This window comes from Mycolicibacterium anyangense (assembly GCF_010731855.1).
Classification (GTDB): domain Bacteria; phylum Actinomycetota; class Actinomycetes; order Mycobacteriales; family Mycobacteriaceae; genus Mycobacterium; species Mycobacterium anyangense.
The window spans coordinates 4,716,218-4,733,953 of the sequence record NZ_AP022620.1; the positions used below are offsets into that span (position 1 = coordinate 4,716,218).

Annotated in this window: 13 protein-coding genes; 8 read left to right on the forward strand and 5 right to left on the reverse strand. The window is 68.1% G+C overall.

Going from position 1 to position 17,736, the window contains the following annotated elements; genetic code table 11:
* Positions 1 to 19 precede the first annotated feature (19 nt).
* Positions 20 to 880, reverse strand: a complete 861-nt coding sequence (locus G6N35_RS22220) for a hypothetical protein (protein ID WP_163806195.1) — start codon at positions 878 to 880, stop codon at positions 20 to 22.
* A gap of 31 nt (positions 881 to 911) precedes the next feature.
* On the opposite strand from G6N35_RS22220, the gene dcd reads away from it, so the two are divergent.
* The 7 genes from dcd to G6N35_RS22255 all read left to right on the forward strand — a co-directional run bounded on the left by dcd (position 912) and on the right by G6N35_RS22255 (position 8,837).
* Positions 912 to 1,493: a dCTP deaminase gene (gene dcd, locus G6N35_RS22225; protein ID WP_163806196.1), complete on the forward strand. Its 582-nt coding sequence runs from the start codon at positions 912 to 914 to the stop codon at positions 1,491 to 1,493.
* A gap of 157 nt (positions 1,494 to 1,650) precedes the next feature.
* Positions 1,651 to 3,414, forward strand: a complete 1,764-nt coding sequence (locus G6N35_RS22230) for a DUF7159 family protein (protein WP_163806197.1) — start codon at positions 1,651 to 1,653, stop codon at positions 3,412 to 3,414.
* A gap of 79 nt (positions 3,415 to 3,493) precedes the next feature.
* A complete protein-coding gene (locus G6N35_RS22235; protein ID WP_163806198.1) occupies positions 3,494 to 4,822 on the forward strand; it encodes a UDP-glucose dehydrogenase family protein in 1,329 nt (442 codons plus the stop codon).
* An 88-nt stretch (positions 4,823 to 4,910) separates the two neighbouring features.
* The gene (locus tag G6N35_RS22240) at positions 4,911 to 7,259 is read left to right on the forward strand and encodes a putative bifunctional diguanylate cyclase/phosphodiesterase (RefSeq protein WP_163806199.1); all 2,349 of its coding nucleotides are present in this window, start codon (positions 4,911 to 4,913) and stop codon (positions 7,257 to 7,259) included.
* Between the two features lie 9 nt (positions 7,260 to 7,268).
* Positions 7,269 to 8,033: a maleylpyruvate isomerase N-terminal domain-containing protein gene (locus G6N35_RS22245; RefSeq protein ID WP_163806200.1), complete on the forward strand. Its 765-nt coding sequence runs from the start codon at positions 7,269 to 7,271 to the stop codon at positions 8,031 to 8,033.
* Positions 8,034 to 8,052: 19 nt separating this feature from the next.
* The gene (locus G6N35_RS22250; RefSeq protein ID WP_163806201.1) at positions 8,053 to 8,427 is read left to right on the forward strand and encodes a nuclear transport factor 2 family protein; all 375 of its coding nucleotides are present in this window, start codon (positions 8,053 to 8,055) and stop codon (positions 8,425 to 8,427) included.
* 56 nt (positions 8,428 to 8,483) lie between these two features.
* A complete protein-coding gene (locus G6N35_RS22255; RefSeq protein WP_163806202.1) occupies positions 8,484 to 8,837 on the forward strand; it encodes a VOC family protein in 354 nt (117 codons plus the stop codon).
* Positions 8,838 to 8,853: 16 nt separating this feature from the next.
* Here the strand turns inward: G6N35_RS22255 and G6N35_RS22260 are convergent, their stop codons facing one another.
* Together G6N35_RS22260 and G6N35_RS22265 are read right to left on the reverse strand one after the other, a co-directional pair.
* Positions 8,854 to 10,140, reverse strand: coding sequence for a YibE/F family protein (locus G6N35_RS22260; protein ID WP_163806203.1), 1,287 nt, complete (start codon positions 10,138 to 10,140; stop codon positions 8,854 to 8,856).
* A gap of 30 nt (positions 10,141 to 10,170) precedes the next feature.
* On the reverse strand, positions 10,171 to 11,463 hold the full coding sequence (locus G6N35_RS22265) for a pyridoxal phosphate-dependent aminotransferase (protein WP_163806204.1): 1,293 nt from the start codon (positions 11,461 to 11,463) through the stop codon (positions 10,171 to 10,173).
* Positions 11,464 to 11,624: 161 nt separating this feature from the next.
* Between G6N35_RS22265 and G6N35_RS22270 the strand changes: the two genes are divergently transcribed.
* The gene (locus G6N35_RS22270; RefSeq protein WP_246224466.1) at positions 11,625 to 12,062 is read left to right on the forward strand and encodes a hypothetical protein; all 438 of its coding nucleotides are present in this window, start codon (positions 11,625 to 11,627) and stop codon (positions 12,060 to 12,062) included.
* A gap of 75 nt (positions 12,063 to 12,137) precedes the next feature.
* On the opposite strand, the gene G6N35_RS22275 is transcribed toward G6N35_RS22270, so the two are convergent.
* Both G6N35_RS22275 and iniR read right to left on the reverse strand, forming a co-directional pair.
* Positions 12,138 to 15,083 carry a (Fe-S)-binding protein gene (locus G6N35_RS22275; RefSeq protein ID WP_163806205.1) on the reverse strand — a complete coding sequence of 982 codons (2,946 nt, stop codon included), beginning with the start codon at positions 15,081 to 15,083 and terminating at the stop codon, positions 12,138 to 12,140.
* A gap of 145 nt (positions 15,084 to 15,228) precedes the next feature.
* Complete coding sequence (gene iniR, locus G6N35_RS22280; protein ID WP_246224468.1) at positions 15,229 to 17,730, reverse strand: isoniazid response ATPase/transcriptional regulator IniR; 2,502 nt, start codon at positions 17,728 to 17,730, stop codon at positions 15,229 to 15,231.
* Between the last annotated feature and the right edge of the window lie 6 nt (positions 17,731 to 17,736).

Sequence of the window (17,736 nt, forward strand, 5' to 3'; positions counted from 1 at the left end):
GTTCACAGCCTCCCCGGATTCACCCGATCGATTCGTTGACAAACGTGCACTCGTCCTCCAGCGCATCGACCATGTGCGGGATCGACACGTTGAGCCGCCGCAGCGCCCGGAACGTCAGATTCTGCGTCGAGCGGCTGCCAAAACCGTTGGCAAATCCAGAGTTTCGGTAGTCACCCAGCCGCGTGTCCAGCGCGCCGAACCGAGCGCAGTCGAAACCCTTCTTGTTCGCCGTGTAGGCCTTTACCAAGTCGTTGTAGGCCCCGATGAACATCCGCAGGTCTTTATCCATCTGCGCGCGGTCGAATCGGTCGGGCTGCTGCGTCGGCATCTCGATCCAGCTGCCGGCCGACACCGAATATTGGCCGATGCCTGGCTGGGCGCGGTAGCTGGCGCCGCGCTCACCATGAAACGTCAGCTCCAATGGCACCCCGTTGAACGTGATGTGTCCCTCCTGGCGGCGCTCCACGTCGTCGTTGAGCAGCCGCAGCACCCCGTCCAGTTGTGCCGGCGACAACGTCGTCGAATGCACGAAGACGTGCACCCCGAAATCGGAGGCGTCGTCGTACTCGTAGGACGCATTGCTGCCGAACAACTCCACCGAATCGACCGTGAGGCCCGCGATACCGGAGGTCGCCACCACCCGGTCGACCACCTTGAGCGTCATCGACCGCACGTCTTGGCGCATCGCCGTCCCGTCCCAGATCCGCGGGTCCAGTTCGGTGGGAAACGTCGTGATCGCGTCGATCGCCGTGGCCACCGCGCGATCCGAGCTGTCGGCCAGCGGCATCTCCGCCGGCGCGGGGTCGCGCTGCGGCGCCGCGCAGGCCGTCAGCACCAACAGTCCGGCGGCTATCCGCACCAGGCGCGGTCCGATCCCCATCTCTCCCCCTCGACGGCTATACGCTCATCGCGTGCTGCTCTCCGATCGTGACATCCGCGCCGCCATCGCCGACGGCAGACTCGGCATCGACCCGTTCGACGACTCCCTGGTGCAGCCGTCGAGCGTCGACGTTCGCCTGGACAACCTGTTCCGGGTGTTCAACAACACCCGCTACACCCACATCGACCCGGCCAAGCAGCAGGACGAGCTGACCACCCTGGTCCAGGCCGTCGACAGCGAGCCATTCGTGCTGCACCCCGGCGAGTTCGTCCTCGGCTCCACCCTGGAGTGCTGCACCCTGCCCGACGACCTGGCCGGCCGCCTGGAGGGCAAGTCCTCCCTGGGCCGCCTCGGCCTGCTGACGCATTCCACCGCCGGGTTCATCGACCCCGGCTTCTCCGGGCACATCACCCTGGAGCTCTCCAACGTCGCGAACCTGCCGATCACCCTGTGGCCGGGCATGAAGATCGGCCAGCTGTGCCTGCTGCGGCTGACCAGCCCCGCCGAACACCCCTACGGCAGCGCCCAGGTCGGCTCGAAATACCAGGGCCAGCGCGGCCCCACACCGTCGCGCTCGTATCAGAACTTCATTCAGTCGCCGCGCGGCGAGTAACCTCGACACTCCAGGGTCAGCTGCGTCCGTCAGCTAAGCCGATCGGCTGTAACACCGCCTCTACCTGCGGCGATGAAACGTCTAGGTCGACCGGCTTACGCCGGGGGAGCGCGGTAGCGGGTCGGGAAACCAGCTAGCAAACAACCTTGGAGGGTTCGTGGACATCGTGCTTGGTGTGTCGATGACACCAACAACGGTCCGCATGGTGCTGGTCGAAGGCGAGAAAGCCGACGGTGTGACCGTCGACCACGACACCTTCGACATCACCACCGGCGACGGCACGGCAACCACAGCTGCCGAACAGGTGATCGCCGCGATCCTGGGCACCCGGGAGAGTGCCGAGGAGGGCGGCCACCGCCTGATCGCGACCGGCGTCACCTGGACCGATTACGTCGGCGCCGCCGAACTGCGCGAGGCCCTGACCGCCCGCAAGATCGACGACGTCGTGCTGGTCTCCGAACTGCACGCCGCCGGAGCGCTGGCCCAGGCTGTCGGCCAGGCCGTCGGCTACGAGCGCACCGCGTTGATGTTCCTGGAGCGCGACACCGCCACCCTCTCAGTGGTCGAAACCGCGACCGGAGCCGTCGTCAAGGTCGAAAGCCAGAGTCTGCACGCCCCCGACGCGGTCGCCGAACTGGCCCGCATGGTCACCGATCTGGAAGCTCTCGCCGCGCCCCCGCAGGGTCTGTTCATGGTCGGTTCCGGCGTCGACGTCGCCGCCGTCAAGGCTCGGATCGCCCAGGTCAGCTCGCTGCCGGTGCACGCCCCCGACGAAGCCGAGCTGGCGTTGGCCCGCGGCGCAGCCCTGGCCTCGGCGACCGCCCCCCGCTACGAGGCCTCGACCGTCGGCCTGGCGTATGCCCAGGACCGCGACGGCACCACCGCAGGCGCGGCGTACTCCGCGGGTGCCGACACCGAGATGGCCGCCGGTGCCACCCAGATGGCCGCCGCCGGATACATGGCGCCGCTGGGGTACAGCGAGGTGCCCGACGGTCTCGATGACCTCGCCGACTTCGGTTACGACGCGGTGCCGGCCGGCCTCGACGAGGTCGACGACGTAGTCGAAGAGCCCGGACGCAAGCCGTTCCTGCTGGTCGGTAGCGCGCTGACGTCGATCTTCGTGGTCGGGGTGGTGGCGCTGGTGATCTCGCTGGCCGTCAGCATCCGGCCCACCGTGGACCAGCGGCCCAACCCGGGTGGCAACGCGGTCGTGCCGAGCAGCCAGGCGCCGGCGTCCGCGACGCCAGAGGCCCAGGTGCCCGCCCCGGCGCCGTCCTCGCCCGCCGAGACCATCCCGGAACCGGTCCAGGTGGTTCAGCAGGCGCCGCGAACGGTGTTCGTGACGCCCGCGCCGAAGGCGCCCGCGCCCGCCCCAGCGGCTCCGGCACCCGCCCCGGAGGCGCCCGCGCCCGCCCCGGCCGCACCGGCACCCGCGCCGGTGGTCGAGGCTCCCGCCCCGGTGATCCCCGCGCCGGTGATCGCGCCGCCGGTGATCGCACCTCCCGTGGTGGTGCTGCCCCCGCTGCTACCGCCATTCCTGCGGCCCCGCGCGCCGCAGTACCCGCAGTACCCGCAGTATCCGTCGAACCCGCCGACGTATACCCCGTCGCCGCAGCCGACCTACAGCGCCCCGCCGACGTACAGCGCCCCGCCGACGTACAACCCGCTGCCGACCTACACCCTGGCCCCCACTTACGCTCCGCCCACCGAGCAGGCGCCGACCTATCCCGCGCCGGCCTCGGGCTCGGGTGGCTATGGCTCCGGCGGTTCCGGCGCCGGAGCTGGTGGCTCGGGGAGCTCCAGTGGGTCGGGGAGTTCCGGTTCGGACTCCGATGGCGGCTCGCACGGCAGCAGCGGCCGCGGATCGGGTGGGGGTTCACAGAACCCGATCTGGCCGCTATGGCCCAATTTCGGCCACTGAGGCCCGAGTTCACCGGCCGTTAGCCCGGCGCTTGGTGTCGCGATGCAGTTAGCTCATCGCCGCTGCCTATAGAGGGAGTATGCGATGCACTGTATTCGGTACCGGCTACCTGGGGGCCACGCACGCCGCCGGGATGGCTGCATTGGGCCACGATGTCGTCGGCGTCGACATCGACCCCGGCAAGATCGCGAAACTGTCCGCAGGTGACATCCCGTTCTATGAACCCGGCCTGGCAAAAGTGTTGCGAGACAACCTTTCCGCCGGCCGTCTTCAGTTCACCACCGACTACGAGCTGGCCGCTGACTTCGCCGACGTCCACTTCCTGGGCGTCGGCACTCCGCAGAAGAAGGGCGAGTACGGCGCCGACCTGCGGCACGTGAACGCGGTGATCGACGAGCTGGTGCCCAGGCTGAGCAGGCCCTCGGTGATCGTCGGCAAATCGACGGTGCCGGTGGGAACCGCGGCCGAACTGGCCCGCCGCGCGCGCTCGCTGGCCCGCGACGGGGTGGATGTCGAGATCGCCTGGAATCCGGAGTTTCTCCGCGAAGGGTTCGCCGTCCACGACACCCTGCATCCTGATCGGATTGTCGTTGGGGTGCAACAGGATTCGATGCGAGCCGAAGCTGCGCTGCGGGAACTGTATGCACCGTTGCTCGCGGACGAGGTGCCGTTCCTGCTGACCGACCTGCAGACTGCCGAGCTGGTGAAAGTATCGGCCAATGCCTTTCTGGCCACCAAGATCTCGTTCATCAACGCGATCTCGGAGGTGTGCGAGGCCGCCGGTGCCGACGTGCGCGTGCTGGCCGATGCGCTGGGCTACGACCCGCGCATCGGGCGGCGGTTCCTCAACGCCGGCCTCGGTTTCGGCGGTGGCTGCCTGCCCAAGGACATCCGCGCGTTCATGGCCCGTGCCGGGGAACTCGGGGCCAACCACGCTCTGACGTTCCTGCGCGAGGTGGACAGCATCAACATGCGCCGCCGCACCCGCATGGTGGAACTGGCGACCACCGCGTGCGGTGGGTCACTGCTGGGCGCCAACATCGCTGTTCTCGGGGCGGCGTTCAAACCCGAGTCCGACGACGTCCGCGACTCCCCGGCACTCAACGTGGCCGGCATGCTCCAACTCAACGGCGCCACCGTCAACGTCTACGACCCGAAGGCGATGGAGAACTCCCAGCGGCTGTTCCCCACGCTGAACTACTCCACCTCGGCGCTGGAGGCCTGTGATCGCGCCGATGCGGTGCTGGTGCTCACCGAGTGGAAGGAATTCTTGGACCTGGAACCCGCGATGCTGGCGAACACCGTGCGCGCACGGGTGATCGTCGATGGTCGCAACTGCCTCGACAGTGCACGCTGGTCCGACGCAGGCTGGACGGTATTCGCGCTGGGCAGGCCCGGGAACCAGTAACGAGCCTCACAGGCCACATCCCGCGCCTCGGGGATCTAGGATCTCCTTGCTCGCAAATTTTCGGGCCCTGGTCGGGAGGGGTGGCGACGTGTTGAAGACTTCCCACGTTGCGACTGCCGCCGCTGCCGTGTTCGTCGCCTTCGTCGGATGGATCGTCGCAGGCGCGTCGCACGGATCGTCGTTGAAGTCGGCCGACGACATCGTGTTCGTCGGCATGGCGATCCCATCGATCATCCTGGCCACCATGGCCGCCCGCGCGACCACCGGCAGGGCGCGGGCGGCGTGGATCGCGATGCTGATCGGCCTGGTGGGGTGGGCCGTCGGGGACATCCTGTGGGCCTACTACGAACTCTCCCTCGACAAGGTGCCGTTCCCGTCGCCCGCCGACGCCGCCTACCTGGTGATGCCCGTTGGGTTCTGCATCGGCCTGCTGTTGTTCCCCGCCGATCGCAGCCATCAATTCCGCGGACGCATGCTGCTCGACGGAGTCATCGTGGCCGGATCGCTGTTCCTGGCCAGTTGGGTGACGATCCTGCGCCCGCTCTACGAGGTCGGCGCCGACAGCACGCTGGCGCTGGTACTTTCGCTGGCCTATCCGGTATCCGACGTGGTGATCCTGACCATCGCCGCGGTCGCGGCCGTCCGGGCTGCTCCCGAACAGCGACTGGTGCTGGCCCTGCTCACTCTGGCGATAGCCTGTATCGCCTTGTCCGACAGTGCATTCGCCTACCTGTCACTGCAGAGCAAGTACTCCAGCGGTAACGCGATCGACATCGGATGGATGGCCGGGCTGCTGTTGATCATGGTCGCGGCGGCGGCGAGTCGGGAAGGTGCCCACAGCAGCCACCGACAGGTCTCGTTGCCGGGCTGGGCCTCCATCTGGTTTCCCTATGCACCGCTGCTGCTGGCCGGCATCGTCGCCGCCGTCGAACCCCCGAACATGTTCCAGACCCCGCTCGTGGAGCTGGTGGGCGCGCTGCTGGTGTGCACCGTACTCGCCCGCCAATTCCTGGCGGTCAGCGAGAACCGGCGGCTGCTGAAAGTGGTCGCCGAACAGGCCCTGCGCGATCCGTTGACCGGGCTCGGCAACCGGGCGATGTTCGCCGAGCGACTCGACGAGGCGATGGAGCAGCGGGCGCGGGACAACACCCCGGTGAGCCTGATCGCGCTGGACCTCAACGATTTCAAGCTCGTCAACGACACGTTGGGGCATGCTGCCGGTGACGACCTGCTGAACCGGGCCGGTGAACGGATCCTCGGATGTGTCCGCAACGGCGACACCGTGGCCCGCCTGGGCGGCGACGAGTTCGTGGTACTGGTCGAAGGTGACGCCGAGTCTGCCGAGCTCGTCGCACAGCGAGTGGTGACCTCCTTCGACAAGCCGTTCCTGATTGAGGGCCACGACCTTTTCATCCGCCCCAGCGTGGGGCTGGCGGTGGCCGACGTCGACGAGGGTGTGCTGTCTGCCGAGGACCTACTCAAACAAGCGGATACCGCGATGTACTCGGCCAAGAAGTCCAGCAAGCATGGGGTGCAGAGGTTCAGCCCCGAGATCTACCGACTGGCCACAGCCGACGACGGGTCGCTCAACAGGCTTGGTGAGCGGCCCACCGAGCCGCATCGGGCGGCCGACAATCAACTGGCGGAGCTTCGTCAAGCCATCGATCAGTACGAACTCACGGTTCTCTACCAGCCCAAGGTCGAGATACGCACCCGGCGGATCGTCGGTGTGGAAGCACTCGTGCGATGGCGGCACCCCAAACGCGGCCTACTGAGCCCGGACGAATTTCTGCCGCTGGTCCGCCGGTACGGACTCATGGGATCGATTACCGACCTCGTCATCAACCTGGCCCTCGACGACGTACGGCGATTCCGCAAGACCGCTCCCGATCTCTCGGTGGCGGTCAACATCTCGGCTCCGCTGTTCGCCGACACCCACCTGCCGACCAGGGTGGCGCGCGCGCTGGCCGACCGCCGGCTCAGCGCGTCGGCGTTGACCCTGGAGATCACCGAGGACCTTCTGCTGGGCAACCTGGCGAAGACTCGCGAGGTGCTGGATACGTTGCGCAGTAACGGAATTGCCATCGCCATCGATGACTTCGGCAGCGGCTATTCCTCGCTGGCCTACCTCTGCGACCTGGCGGTCGACGAAGTGAAATTGGATCGGGAACTTGTCGCCGCCGTCGTCGACGACGCCCGGGTCGCCACGGTGGTGCGCTACAGCGTGGACCTCGCTCACGAACTGGGATTGACCACCGTCGCCGAAGGTGTCGAAAGTGCCGAATTGGCGGCGCGGGTGGCCGAATTGGGCTGTGACGTGGTGCAGGGCTTCTACTACAGCCCGCCGGTGCCGGCCACCGAACTGATGGAGCTGCTGTCGTCGACGGCGGCCTTCTCGGCGCCGACTGCCAGCGAGCCTGCCGCCCATCTGACGTAGGTTGCGATTATGGATTTTCCCGAGGCGCTCATCACCGAGAACGCGGCGTTCGCCGAACTCTTCCGCGACGCGGACCTCTCCACCCCGGTGCCGACCTGCCCGGGCTGGACGCTCGCGCAGCTGATGCGCCATGTCGGGCGCGGCGATCGCTGGTGTGCGCAGATCGTGACCGAGCAGTCGATGGACGCCATCGACCCGCGCACCGTCGCCGACGGTAAACCCACGGAGGGGCGCGACAACGAGCTTGCCTGGCTGCACCAAGGCCCGCGGCTGCTGATCGACGCCGTCGCCCGCACCGGCCCGCAGACCCCGGTGTGGACCTTCCTCGGGCCCCGACCGGCCGCCTGGTGGATCCGCCGCCGCCTGCACGAAGTCGCTGTCCACCGGGCCGACGCCGCACTGGCTCTGGGGGTCGGCTTCTACCTCGATCCGGTGGTGGCGGCCGACGGCATCACCGAGTACCTCGAGCGGGTGTTCGTGCGCGCCGACGCCGAAGGGCCGGCGGGCGGTGACCGGCCGCTCGGTGACGGGCAATCGCTGCACCTGCACGCCACCGACCCCGGCCTGGGCGCCGCGGGGGAGTGGACCATCCTGGGCCGGCCCGACGGGATCGCCGTGGACCACGAACACGGCAAGGCCACCACGGCACTGCGCGGGCCGGCCCGTGACCTGCTGCTGGCGATCGTGCGCCGCGCACCCGTGGCCGACCTGGACATCGAGATGTTCGGTGAGGCGCACGTCTGGGACACCTGGTTGGCCCGTACCCCGTTCTGAGCCGGTAACTTAGGCGCTCATGAGTACCTCTGAGATCGCCACCGTTCTCGCCTGGCACGACGCGCTGAACTCCGCGGACCTCGACACCCTGGTGTCGCTGTCCAGCGACGACATCGAGATTGGGGACGCCGCCGGCGCCGCTCAGGGGCACGCCGCGCTGCGCGACTGGGCGCAGGGCTCGACGGTGTCGATCGAGGTCGGCCAGATCTACTACCACGACGGCGTCGTCGTCGTCGAAGAGCAGCTGACCTCCACATCCGACCCGGCCGACACCAGTACCGCAGCCTCGGCGTTCCGCGTGGTCCACGACCACGTCACCTCGGTGTTCCGCCACGACAGCCTCGCGGCGGCACTGGAGGCCACCGAACTGACAGAGGAAGACCTGCAGGTCTGAGCGACGAGTTTGCGGCCCCACCCCGGTCAGTACCTAGACCGAGAGGAAGGTGCCGCATGTCGATCGAACATGTTCTAGCGGTGGTCCCGGTGCGCGATATCCACCGCAGTGCTCAGTGGTACGCGCAGCTGCTGGGCAGACCCGCCGACAACAACCCGATGCCCACGCTCGTCGAGTGGCAGGCGCGTCCGGGCGCCTGGGTGCAGGTGTTCAGCGATCCCGCCCGAGCGGGTAGCGGGCTGCTCAACTTCGCCGTCGACGACCTGGATTCACACCTCGTCGAACTGCGGGACCGCGGACTGCAGCCGGGCGACGTGATCGAGGCCGACAAGGGTGTGCGGCTGTCGAAGCTGACCGATCCGGACGGCAACGAGGTCACCGTCATCGGGAGCTTTCGCGTCAGGTACTGACCGGGCTCGCCCCTGTTCAGGAGATGCTGTGGCGGCTGCCGCTCGGAGCTGCCGCTGCGGGAGTAGCCAGGATGGCCGCGATCCCCGTGGTCAACGGCACCGCCAAGGCCAACGCGATACCGCCCACCGCGGATCGGGCGATCTCGATGGCCACGCTCTCACTGGTCAGCACATCGGCCAGTGACCGGTTGGCCACGCTGAACAACAGCAGCAGCGACAGCGAGCTACCCGCATACGCCAAAACCAGGGTGTATACGGTGGACGCGATGTGATCGCTGCCAATGCGCATGGCGCGCAAGAAGATTTGCTTTCGGGTACGGAGGGCAGGAGCGGAGCGACCCGGGAATTCATCCGAGTGTCCGACGTGAGCCAGCTCGAAGACCGCCGACGCCTGCGTGATGGTGACGTCGTTGAGCACACCCAGTGAGCCGATGATGAACCCGGCCAGCAGCAGACCCTTGATCGACACGTGCCCCATGGAGGCGGCCACCACGTTGTTCTGATCCTCGGACAATCCGGTGAGGTGCGCCATTTCGATTGCGCCCCAAGATAACAGGGCGGAGAGCAGCATCGCGGACAGAGTGCCCAGCAGGGCCGCGCTGGTCCGCAGGCTCACCCCGTGCGCCAGGTAGAGCACCGCGTACAGGATCACCGCCGAGGCGACCAGCGCCACCGGGACCGCCGGTGCGCCGTCACGCAGCGCGGGCAGCAGGAAGATCACCAGCACCAGGAACGCCACCACAATGCCGACCAGCGCCCGCAGACCCCGCCAGCGGGCCACCGCGACGATCACGATGGCGAAGGCCGCGGCCAGGGCGATCAACGGCCAGGTGCGTTCGTAGTCGTAGAACCCGTAGCTGGTCGCGCCCTGCTGATCGACCTGCCGGAAGATGCGAATGTTGTCTCCCGCCACCAGATTCGGCTGACCGGGGCCCTGGGAGAACTCGAGCATGGTAGAAGCACCGCGGTTGGGTCCGGTGTCGATGGAGACCACATTCTCGACGCACTGCCCACTGCCCGGCTGGCCCGGCGCCGGCGACGCGGTGAGCACCTGGCCGGCCGACGGACTGCCGCAGTCGGCCAGACTGCTCGACACCACCCGACCGCCCTCGGTGGTCACCGCCCCGCCGGCACTGTTCTGAAAGGGCAGCGGAATGTCGACCTTGTGGTTGCTCGGCCACAGCAGCACCGCGCCGATGACCACCAGCACGCCGATCGCCGCGAGTGTGATCGCCACGATCCTGGCCGCCAGCGGGCTCAGCGGTGCCGGGCCGGTATGTGAATGCGAGTGCGAGTGCGTCACCCGCACAGGGTAGATGGCCCGGCTGGAGTGTTACTGGCGGTAGCTGGCCAGGAAGTTGCCGAGCCGCTCGATGGCCTTGGTCAGATCGCGTGCCCACGGCAACGTGACGATCCGCAGATGATCGGGCGCCGGCCAGTTGAATCCGGTGCCCTGGGTGACCAGGATCTTCTCTTGGAGCAGCAGATCGAGCACCAGTTGCTCGTCGTCGTGGATGTCGTGGACCTCGGGATCCAGCCGCGGGAAGGCATAGAGCGCGCCGGTGGGCTTGACGCACGAGACCCCGGGGATCTCATTGAGCTTGGTCCAGGCGGCGTCACGTTGTTCGAGCAGGCGTCCGCCGGGCAGTACCAGGTCCTCGATACTCTGATGGCCACCGAGCGCGACTTGAATGGCATGCTGCGCAGGCACATTCGGGCACAGCCGCATATTGGCGAGCAGGCTGATGCCCTCCAGGAAACTGCTGGCATGTTCCTTGGGGCCGGTGATGACCAGCCACCCCGACCGGTATCCGGCCACCCGGTAGGCCTTGGACAGGCCGTTGAAGGTCAGCGTCAACAGATCCGGCGCCAGGGACGCAAGGCTGATGTGCTTGGCGTCGTCGTAGAGGATCTTGTCGTAGATCTCATCCGCCAGGAGCAGCAACTGGTGCTTGCGGGCGAGCTCGACCATCTGCTGCAGGATCTCGCGGCTGTACACCGCCCCGGTGGGATTGTTCGGGTTGATCACCACCAACGCCTTGGTGCGATCGGTGATCTTGGACTCCAGGTCGGCGATGTCCGGCATCCAGCCCTGGGTCTCATCGCAGAGGTAATGCACCGGCGTGCCACCGGCCAGGGCGGTCGACGCCGTCCACAGCGGGTAATCCGGTGCGGGGATCAGGACCTGGTCGCCGTTGTCGAGAAGCGCCTGCAGGGTCATCGTGATCAGCTCGGACACCCCGTTGCCGAGGTAGACGTCATCGATGTCGAACTTGGGGAAGCCCTCGACGAGCTCGTAGCGGGTGAAGACCGCACGCCGGGCGCTGACGATGCCCTTGGAATCGGAGTAGCCCTGGGCGTACGGCAGCGACGCGATCATGTCGCGCATGATCACGTCGGGTGCCTCGAACCCGAATGGCGCGGGATTGCCGATGTTGAGCTTGAGGATCCGATGCCCTTCGCTCTCCAAGCGGTTGGCATGCTCGTGGATGGGGCCCCGGATCTCGTACAGCACGTCTTGCAACTTGGTGGACTGCGTGAACGTGCGCGGCCGCGCGTGCTGGCTCGAGCCCTGCCACGGCAGCTGATGTGTACTCACCTGAAGAATTGTCCCATCTCGGCGCAAACCGATTTGTCACCTCGCGCCACGACCATTTTGCTGCGGGTACGTAACCGTTCGTCAACGGTTGAGCGGCATCCCGGACACAACCGGGCATTTGACGATCGCCTGCCGAATTCCCTGCCAAAAGGCTGCTAATTTGCTGCATCGAGCATGGAGGGGCAGAAATGAAAGAACACCGCACTGCTGCAATGGCGGCGACCTTGATCTCGGTGGCGACCGCGGCCGTCATCCCGGTGGCACTGAGCGCCCCGGCCAACGCCGACGCGGTACCCCTGACCGGAACCTACGCGATTATCGGCGGCGCCGACGGTGCCCAGGTGACGGCGACGACGAACTGCGACCCGCTGGTCGAGGGCTGCACGGCCAACCTGGTCAGCACCGTCGGCTGGACCAGCGTGGCCACGCTGACCGGAGGGCGGTGGAACTTCACCGTCACCAAGCCCGACGGTGTCGTCTGCGCCGACGGCAGCTACGCGCCGGTGTCGATCGCCTATTCGGTCGACGCCGCCACCCTCGCCGGAGTACTCACCGCCGACTCCAATGGCGACTGCCCGGGCGGGCAGATCACCCAGGCCGCGTTCCAGCTGCAACGAGTCAGCTAGCGAACGTCGCCGAAGCTGTTGTTGTCGAGGCATCCGCCCGAGTAGCGGTGTCGACAACAACAGGCTCGGCGGGCGTCAGCGCTTCTTGCCGGGCGGCCGTGCGCCCCTGGCGATCCCAAGTCCCTTGACCTCGACAGCCGGAGCGGCCTCGGCGGCCGGTTCCGGTGCGGCCTCAGCGGCCGGCGCCGGTGCCGCAGCGGGAGCCTCTTGGGCAGGAGCCGGGGCGGCAGGTGCTGCCGCCGCAGCCTTCTTGGCGCCGGGGCGGCGGGCGCCGGCAGCGATCCCGAGTCCCTTGACCTCGACGGCCGGAGCCTCTGCCTTCGGGGCCTCGGCGGCGGAAGCCTCCGCCTTGGGTGCCTCGGCGGCGGGTGCTGCCTCGGTCGCCGGGGCCGGAGCAGCGGCAGCCTGAGGCGCCGCAGCCTTCTTGGCACCCGGACGCTTGGCGCCGCCCGCGATGCCGAGTCCCTTCACGGGTACGGCGGCGGGTGCCGGTGCGGCAGGGGCCTCGGCGGCCGCCGGAGCAGCCTCCGCGGCCGGGGCTGCTGCACCGTTGGCAGGCGCTGCAGCCTTCTTGGCGCCGGGGCGCTTGGCGCCGCCCGCGATGCCGAGTCCCTTGACGGGTGCGGCGGCGGGTGCCGGTGCGGCAGGTGCCTCGGTAGCGGCCGGTGCCGCGGCTGCGGCAGGTTCAGCCGGGGCAGGCGCGGGCTCGGCCTTCGGCGCCGGCGGTGCCTCGACCGGGGCGGCCGCGGCGGCCGCCTTGGCGGCGGCACCCTTCTCCGGCAGCGTCACACTGCTGAGGTCCAGGGTGCCGAGCAGCAGCTGGGCCACGTCGAGCACCTCGACCTCGTCGGCCTTCTCCCGGTCGCCGACACCGTCGGTGATCATCACCCGGCAGAACGGGCAGCCGGTGGCGATCTTCGACGGGTCCAGCGCCAGCGCCTCGTCCACGCGTTCGTGGTTGACGCGCTTGCCGATGTGCTCTTCCATCCACATCCGGGCGCCGCCGGCGCCACAGCACAGGCCGCGGTCGGCATGGCGCGGCATCTCGGTGAGTTGTGCGCCGGAGGCGCCGATCAGCTCACGCGGTGCGTCGTAGACCTTGTTGTGCCGACCCAGGTAGCACGGGTCGTGGTAGGTGATGTTGGCCCCGCCCTCGACGGGCTTGACCGGCACCAGCTTCTTGTCGCGGATCAGCCGGTTCAGCAGCTGGGTGTGGTGCACCACGGTGTAGCTGCCGCCGACCTGGGGGTACTCGCGGCCCAGCGTGTTGAAGCAGTGCGGGCAGGTGACGACGACCTTGCGGTCCACCCGCTCGACACCCTCGAAGAGGTTGTTGAGGGTCTCGACGTTCTGAGCGGCCAGCTGCTGGAACAGGAACTCGTTGCCCGAGCGGCGGGCCGAGTCACCGTTGCAGGTCTCGCCGTCACCCAGAACCAGGAACTTGACCCCGGCCGCCGACAGCAGTTCGGCAACCGCCTTGGTGGTCTTCTTGGCGCGGTCCTCGTAGGCGCCGGCGCAGCCGACCCAGAACAGGTACTCGAAGCCGGCGAAGGATTCGACGTCCTTGCCGTACACCGGCACGTCGAAGTCGACCTCGTCGATCCAGGTGAGGCGTTCCTTGGCGTTCTGGCCCCACGGATTGCCCTTGCTCTCCAGGTTCTTGTAGAGCACACCGAGCTCACCGGGGAACTCGGACTCCATCATCACCTGGTAGCGGCGCATATCGACGATGTGGTCGATGTGCTCGATGTCCACCGGGCACTGCTCGACGCAGGCACCGCAGGTGGTGCAGGACCACAGCACGTCGGGATCGATCACGCCCAACTGCTCGGCAGTGCCGACCAGCGGACGGGTGGCCTGCGCCGGGCCGGAGCCCAGGACACGCTCGAAGCCGGACTCCGGCACGTGGTCGTGGGCGTCGTGCTTGGTCTCGACGAAGCCGCCCTCGGCCGAGGCGAACTGTTCGGCTTCGTTCTCACCGGTGGGAATCGACTTTCCGCCGATGATGTAGGGCGCCTTCGCGAACAGATGGTCGCGCAGGTTCATGATGACGAGCTTGGGCGACAACGGCTTTCCGGTGTTCCATGCGGGGCACTGCGACTGGCAGCGGCCACACTCGGTACAGGTGGTGAAGTCGAGATAGCCCTTCCAGGTGAAGTCCTCGATCTTGCCGCGGCCGAGCACGGCGTCCTCGGCGGGATCCTCGAAGTTGACCGGCTCACCCTTGTATTCGACGGGCAGCAGCGGGCCCAGGGCGTTGGGCAGCCGCTTGTAGGTGACGTTGATCGGGGCCAGGCCGATGTGCAGGTGCTTGGAGTGCAGCACGATCAGCAGGAAGGCCAGCATGACGCCGATGTGGCCCATCAGGGCGATGGTCTCGATCCACACGTTGGCGGTGGTGCCCAGGGGAGCCAGCAGGGCGGCCATCCCGTGCGAGAAGAAGGCGCCCCAGCCATAGGGGAACGCCTCACCCAGGGCGTTGACCGATGCGCCGCGGAAGAAGGCGTAGGTCGCGATGACCAGGAAGATCATGAACAGGATGAGCCAGGCGCCGCCGGTGTGCGAGCCGTAGAAGCGCGACGAGCGGCCCAGCTCCTTGGGCTCCGAGCGCAGCCGGATGATCGTGAAGACGATGATACCCAGCAGCACGGCGACCGCGAAGAAGTCCTGCAGGAAGCCCAGCACGTCCCACCGGCCGACGATCGGGATGTGGAACTCCGGGTTGAACAGCACGCCGTAGGCCTCGAGGTACACCGTGGCCAGAATGAAGAAGCCCCACATGGTGAAGAAGTGCGCGATGCCGGGGATCGACCACTTCAGCAGCTTCTTCTGGCCGAAAACCTCGGTGAACTGGGCCTTGATCCGGTCCGGGATGTCGTCTTTGCGGCCGGCGGCGTCGCCGACGGGCTGACCCGACCGGATGAGCTTGGTCAGGAACTGCACACGGCGTGCGGCGAAGACCAACACGATGGCGGTGGCCAGCAGGCCAACCACCAGCCGGCCCCAGTCGAGAGCGGTCACGGACTGCCTCCCTGTTGTAAGCTACTCACCGGTAACTTAGTCTAAGTTACCGGTCGGTAACTTGGCTCCATTCCAGCTCATAGTTGCATCTCGGGGAACGGCACCGCTACAAAGGCTGCCCTAAGTTCCCGGATAGTGTCCGGGGTCACGCCTCGCTGGTCAGCATCGCCCGCAGCATCGACAACATCTCCGAACGGGATTCGGCACCGAGGCGCCGACGGATGCGTGCGACGTGGTGCTCGACGGTTTTCGCCGAGATGAACAACTGGGCGCCGATATCCCGATAGGGCATACCCATCAGGAGAAGCTCGGCGACTTCGCGCTCCCGATCCGACAGCGGCGACGACGTCGGCCGCGCGTGGCCGGTCCCGGAACCCGGTTCCGGGGCGGGCGCACCGGGCTCCTCGCCGCCTTCGCCTGCGGCGACCTTGAGATCGCGGGCAATCTGGAGCATCAGACCCGACACCTTGGGATCGCTGGCCTGCAGAGCGGCCTGCCCGGCCAAGCGGGTGGCATCCGAGGTGAGTCCGAATTGGGCCAGGCTGTGCGACGCCGTGTTCACCTCGTCGGCGTCGACCTGATTGGCGAGCACGCGCAGCCAGGTCCGCCCCGCCCCGGCGAGTGCCTTGGCGAACGGGCTGTGGGCAGCGGCGGCGGCCAGCGCCTGCCCGTGCGGTGTCACCGCGCCCGGGTCACCGGCCAGGATCCCCGCATGAACCCCGGCCCAGTGCAGCGGCACCGACCAGGTGGGCGGATTGCCGAGCGCGGACAGGATCGCGAAGGCCTGCTCGAGGGCCGGGGCAAGGCGGTCCTGCTGGCGAATCCGGGCCGACGCCACCCACAGCTCGCCCAGCGGCAGCAGGCTGAATAGGTCCACCGAATACTCCGCCAGCACCTCCACGGCCGCATACCAGTGTTTGTGCACCGCGCCGGTGTCACCGCCACGCCGGGCGATCGCAGTCCGCAGGGCCGCCGCCCACAGCGCATCGCGGCGCTGCAGCGCGGCGTCGTCGATGCTGGCCAGATCGCTGCCGGCGCCGGCGAGGTGACCGTCCTGCATCTTGGCCCAGGCCAGCAGTAGCCGATGCCGGTGACCGTAGAGCGGATCGGGGTTGTCCCGGCCCGCGCGCACCGCCCGGCTGATCACACTGCGGGCACGCACCGGATCGCCGGCGTGTAGAGCAGCCAAGGTGACCACGGCGACCGGGCTGTCGGGAAGCACCTGTGCCGCCGAGTACTCGACGGCCATGGCCTGCCCGAGCTTGGTGGCCGCCGCCGAGTACGGGCCCGACACAGTCGTGAGTAACCCGTCGGCCAGTGTGCGAGCTGCCCGCGAGGCTGCCGTCGGCGGACCGGCGTCCGCGGCAGCCAGCGCCGCTGCCGCCGCGGCCGCATCGCCGACCGACGTCAGCACGATCGTCGCGGCTGCGCTCACCACCGCCTCGGGATACGGGCCAAGCCAGGTGAACAGTTCGGCGGCCTGAGCGCTGTTGCCGGTGTGCGCCGCCATGCTCGCCGCGACGCGAACCGCGGCGGCTCGCTCCCGCGGATCTGCCGAGCCCAACAGGTCGTCGGTTTCGCCGGCGGCGGCCGCGCAGTCACCGGATCGGGCGAGTGCGTCGGCGAGTTCGGGACGCAGTTCGGCAGCGCCGGCGTCGACCGCTGCGCGGTACAGGCGCGCGGCCGAGGCGGGATCGCCGCGGCCGGCGGCGGCCTGTTCGCGCAGCACGTCGGCTAGCTGCTGGTCGCGAACACCATGTTCGGCCAACCGCAGCGCCAATGCCGGTGACAGGGTCGACATGTCGATCTGTGAACGCAGGAGCGAGGTTTCGAGCTCGCGATGACGAGCATTGCCCACCACTTGTGCCGCTGCGCGGTGCACCGAGCGCAGGAAGTGCGGGCTGTGCGACGGTTCCACCAGGCCGGTGGCCCGGGCCCGGTCCACCAGCAATTGGGCGCGTTCGGCGGGAACAGCGAGGGCGGCCGCGAGGTCGGCAGCGCCGAGGTCGTAGCTCAACGAGCACACCAGCAGAGCGTCCAGTTCCGGCTCTGCCAACCGGCGTAGCCGCTCGATAAGTGTGAAAAAGGCAGTCTGGGCAACCGTGTTGGGTGACGGGTGTCGCGCTGAATCGGCCACCGCCGACACCAGGAACGGAATGCCTGCGGTCGCGACCATCATGTTGGTGACTAGTTCGCCGCGTGGGGGGTGTCCGGACGGATCAGCCAGGAGGCGCGAAACATCAGCTGCGGCAAGAGGTCCCAGGGTTATGCGGGGACGCTCGCGCTCGATGGCGGTGACCAGCGCACGCAACGCCTCGTCGCTCTCGCGGGGCTCGGCGGCGGCGACGACGGTCGAGTCCGGCGCGCCGGCCAGCTCGGCGAGGCGGCTGAGTTCCTCGGGGCCGAGCAGGTGCGCGTCGTCGATCACCACCACCGCCGGACGTTCCTGCGGGCCCGGCAGTCGGGTGCTCACCGCCGCCCCGGTGGCGCGCATCGCCTCTCGGATCGCGGCCAGCACGGTGCTCTTACCGGTACCGACTCCGCCGGTGACCAGCGCCTTGACCGGACCGGGCGGTGTCGCCGTCAGGGCATCGACCACCACCTTCGCGGCTGCCGGAAGGCTCTGCAGCGCAACCAGTTCGGTCACGGTGTG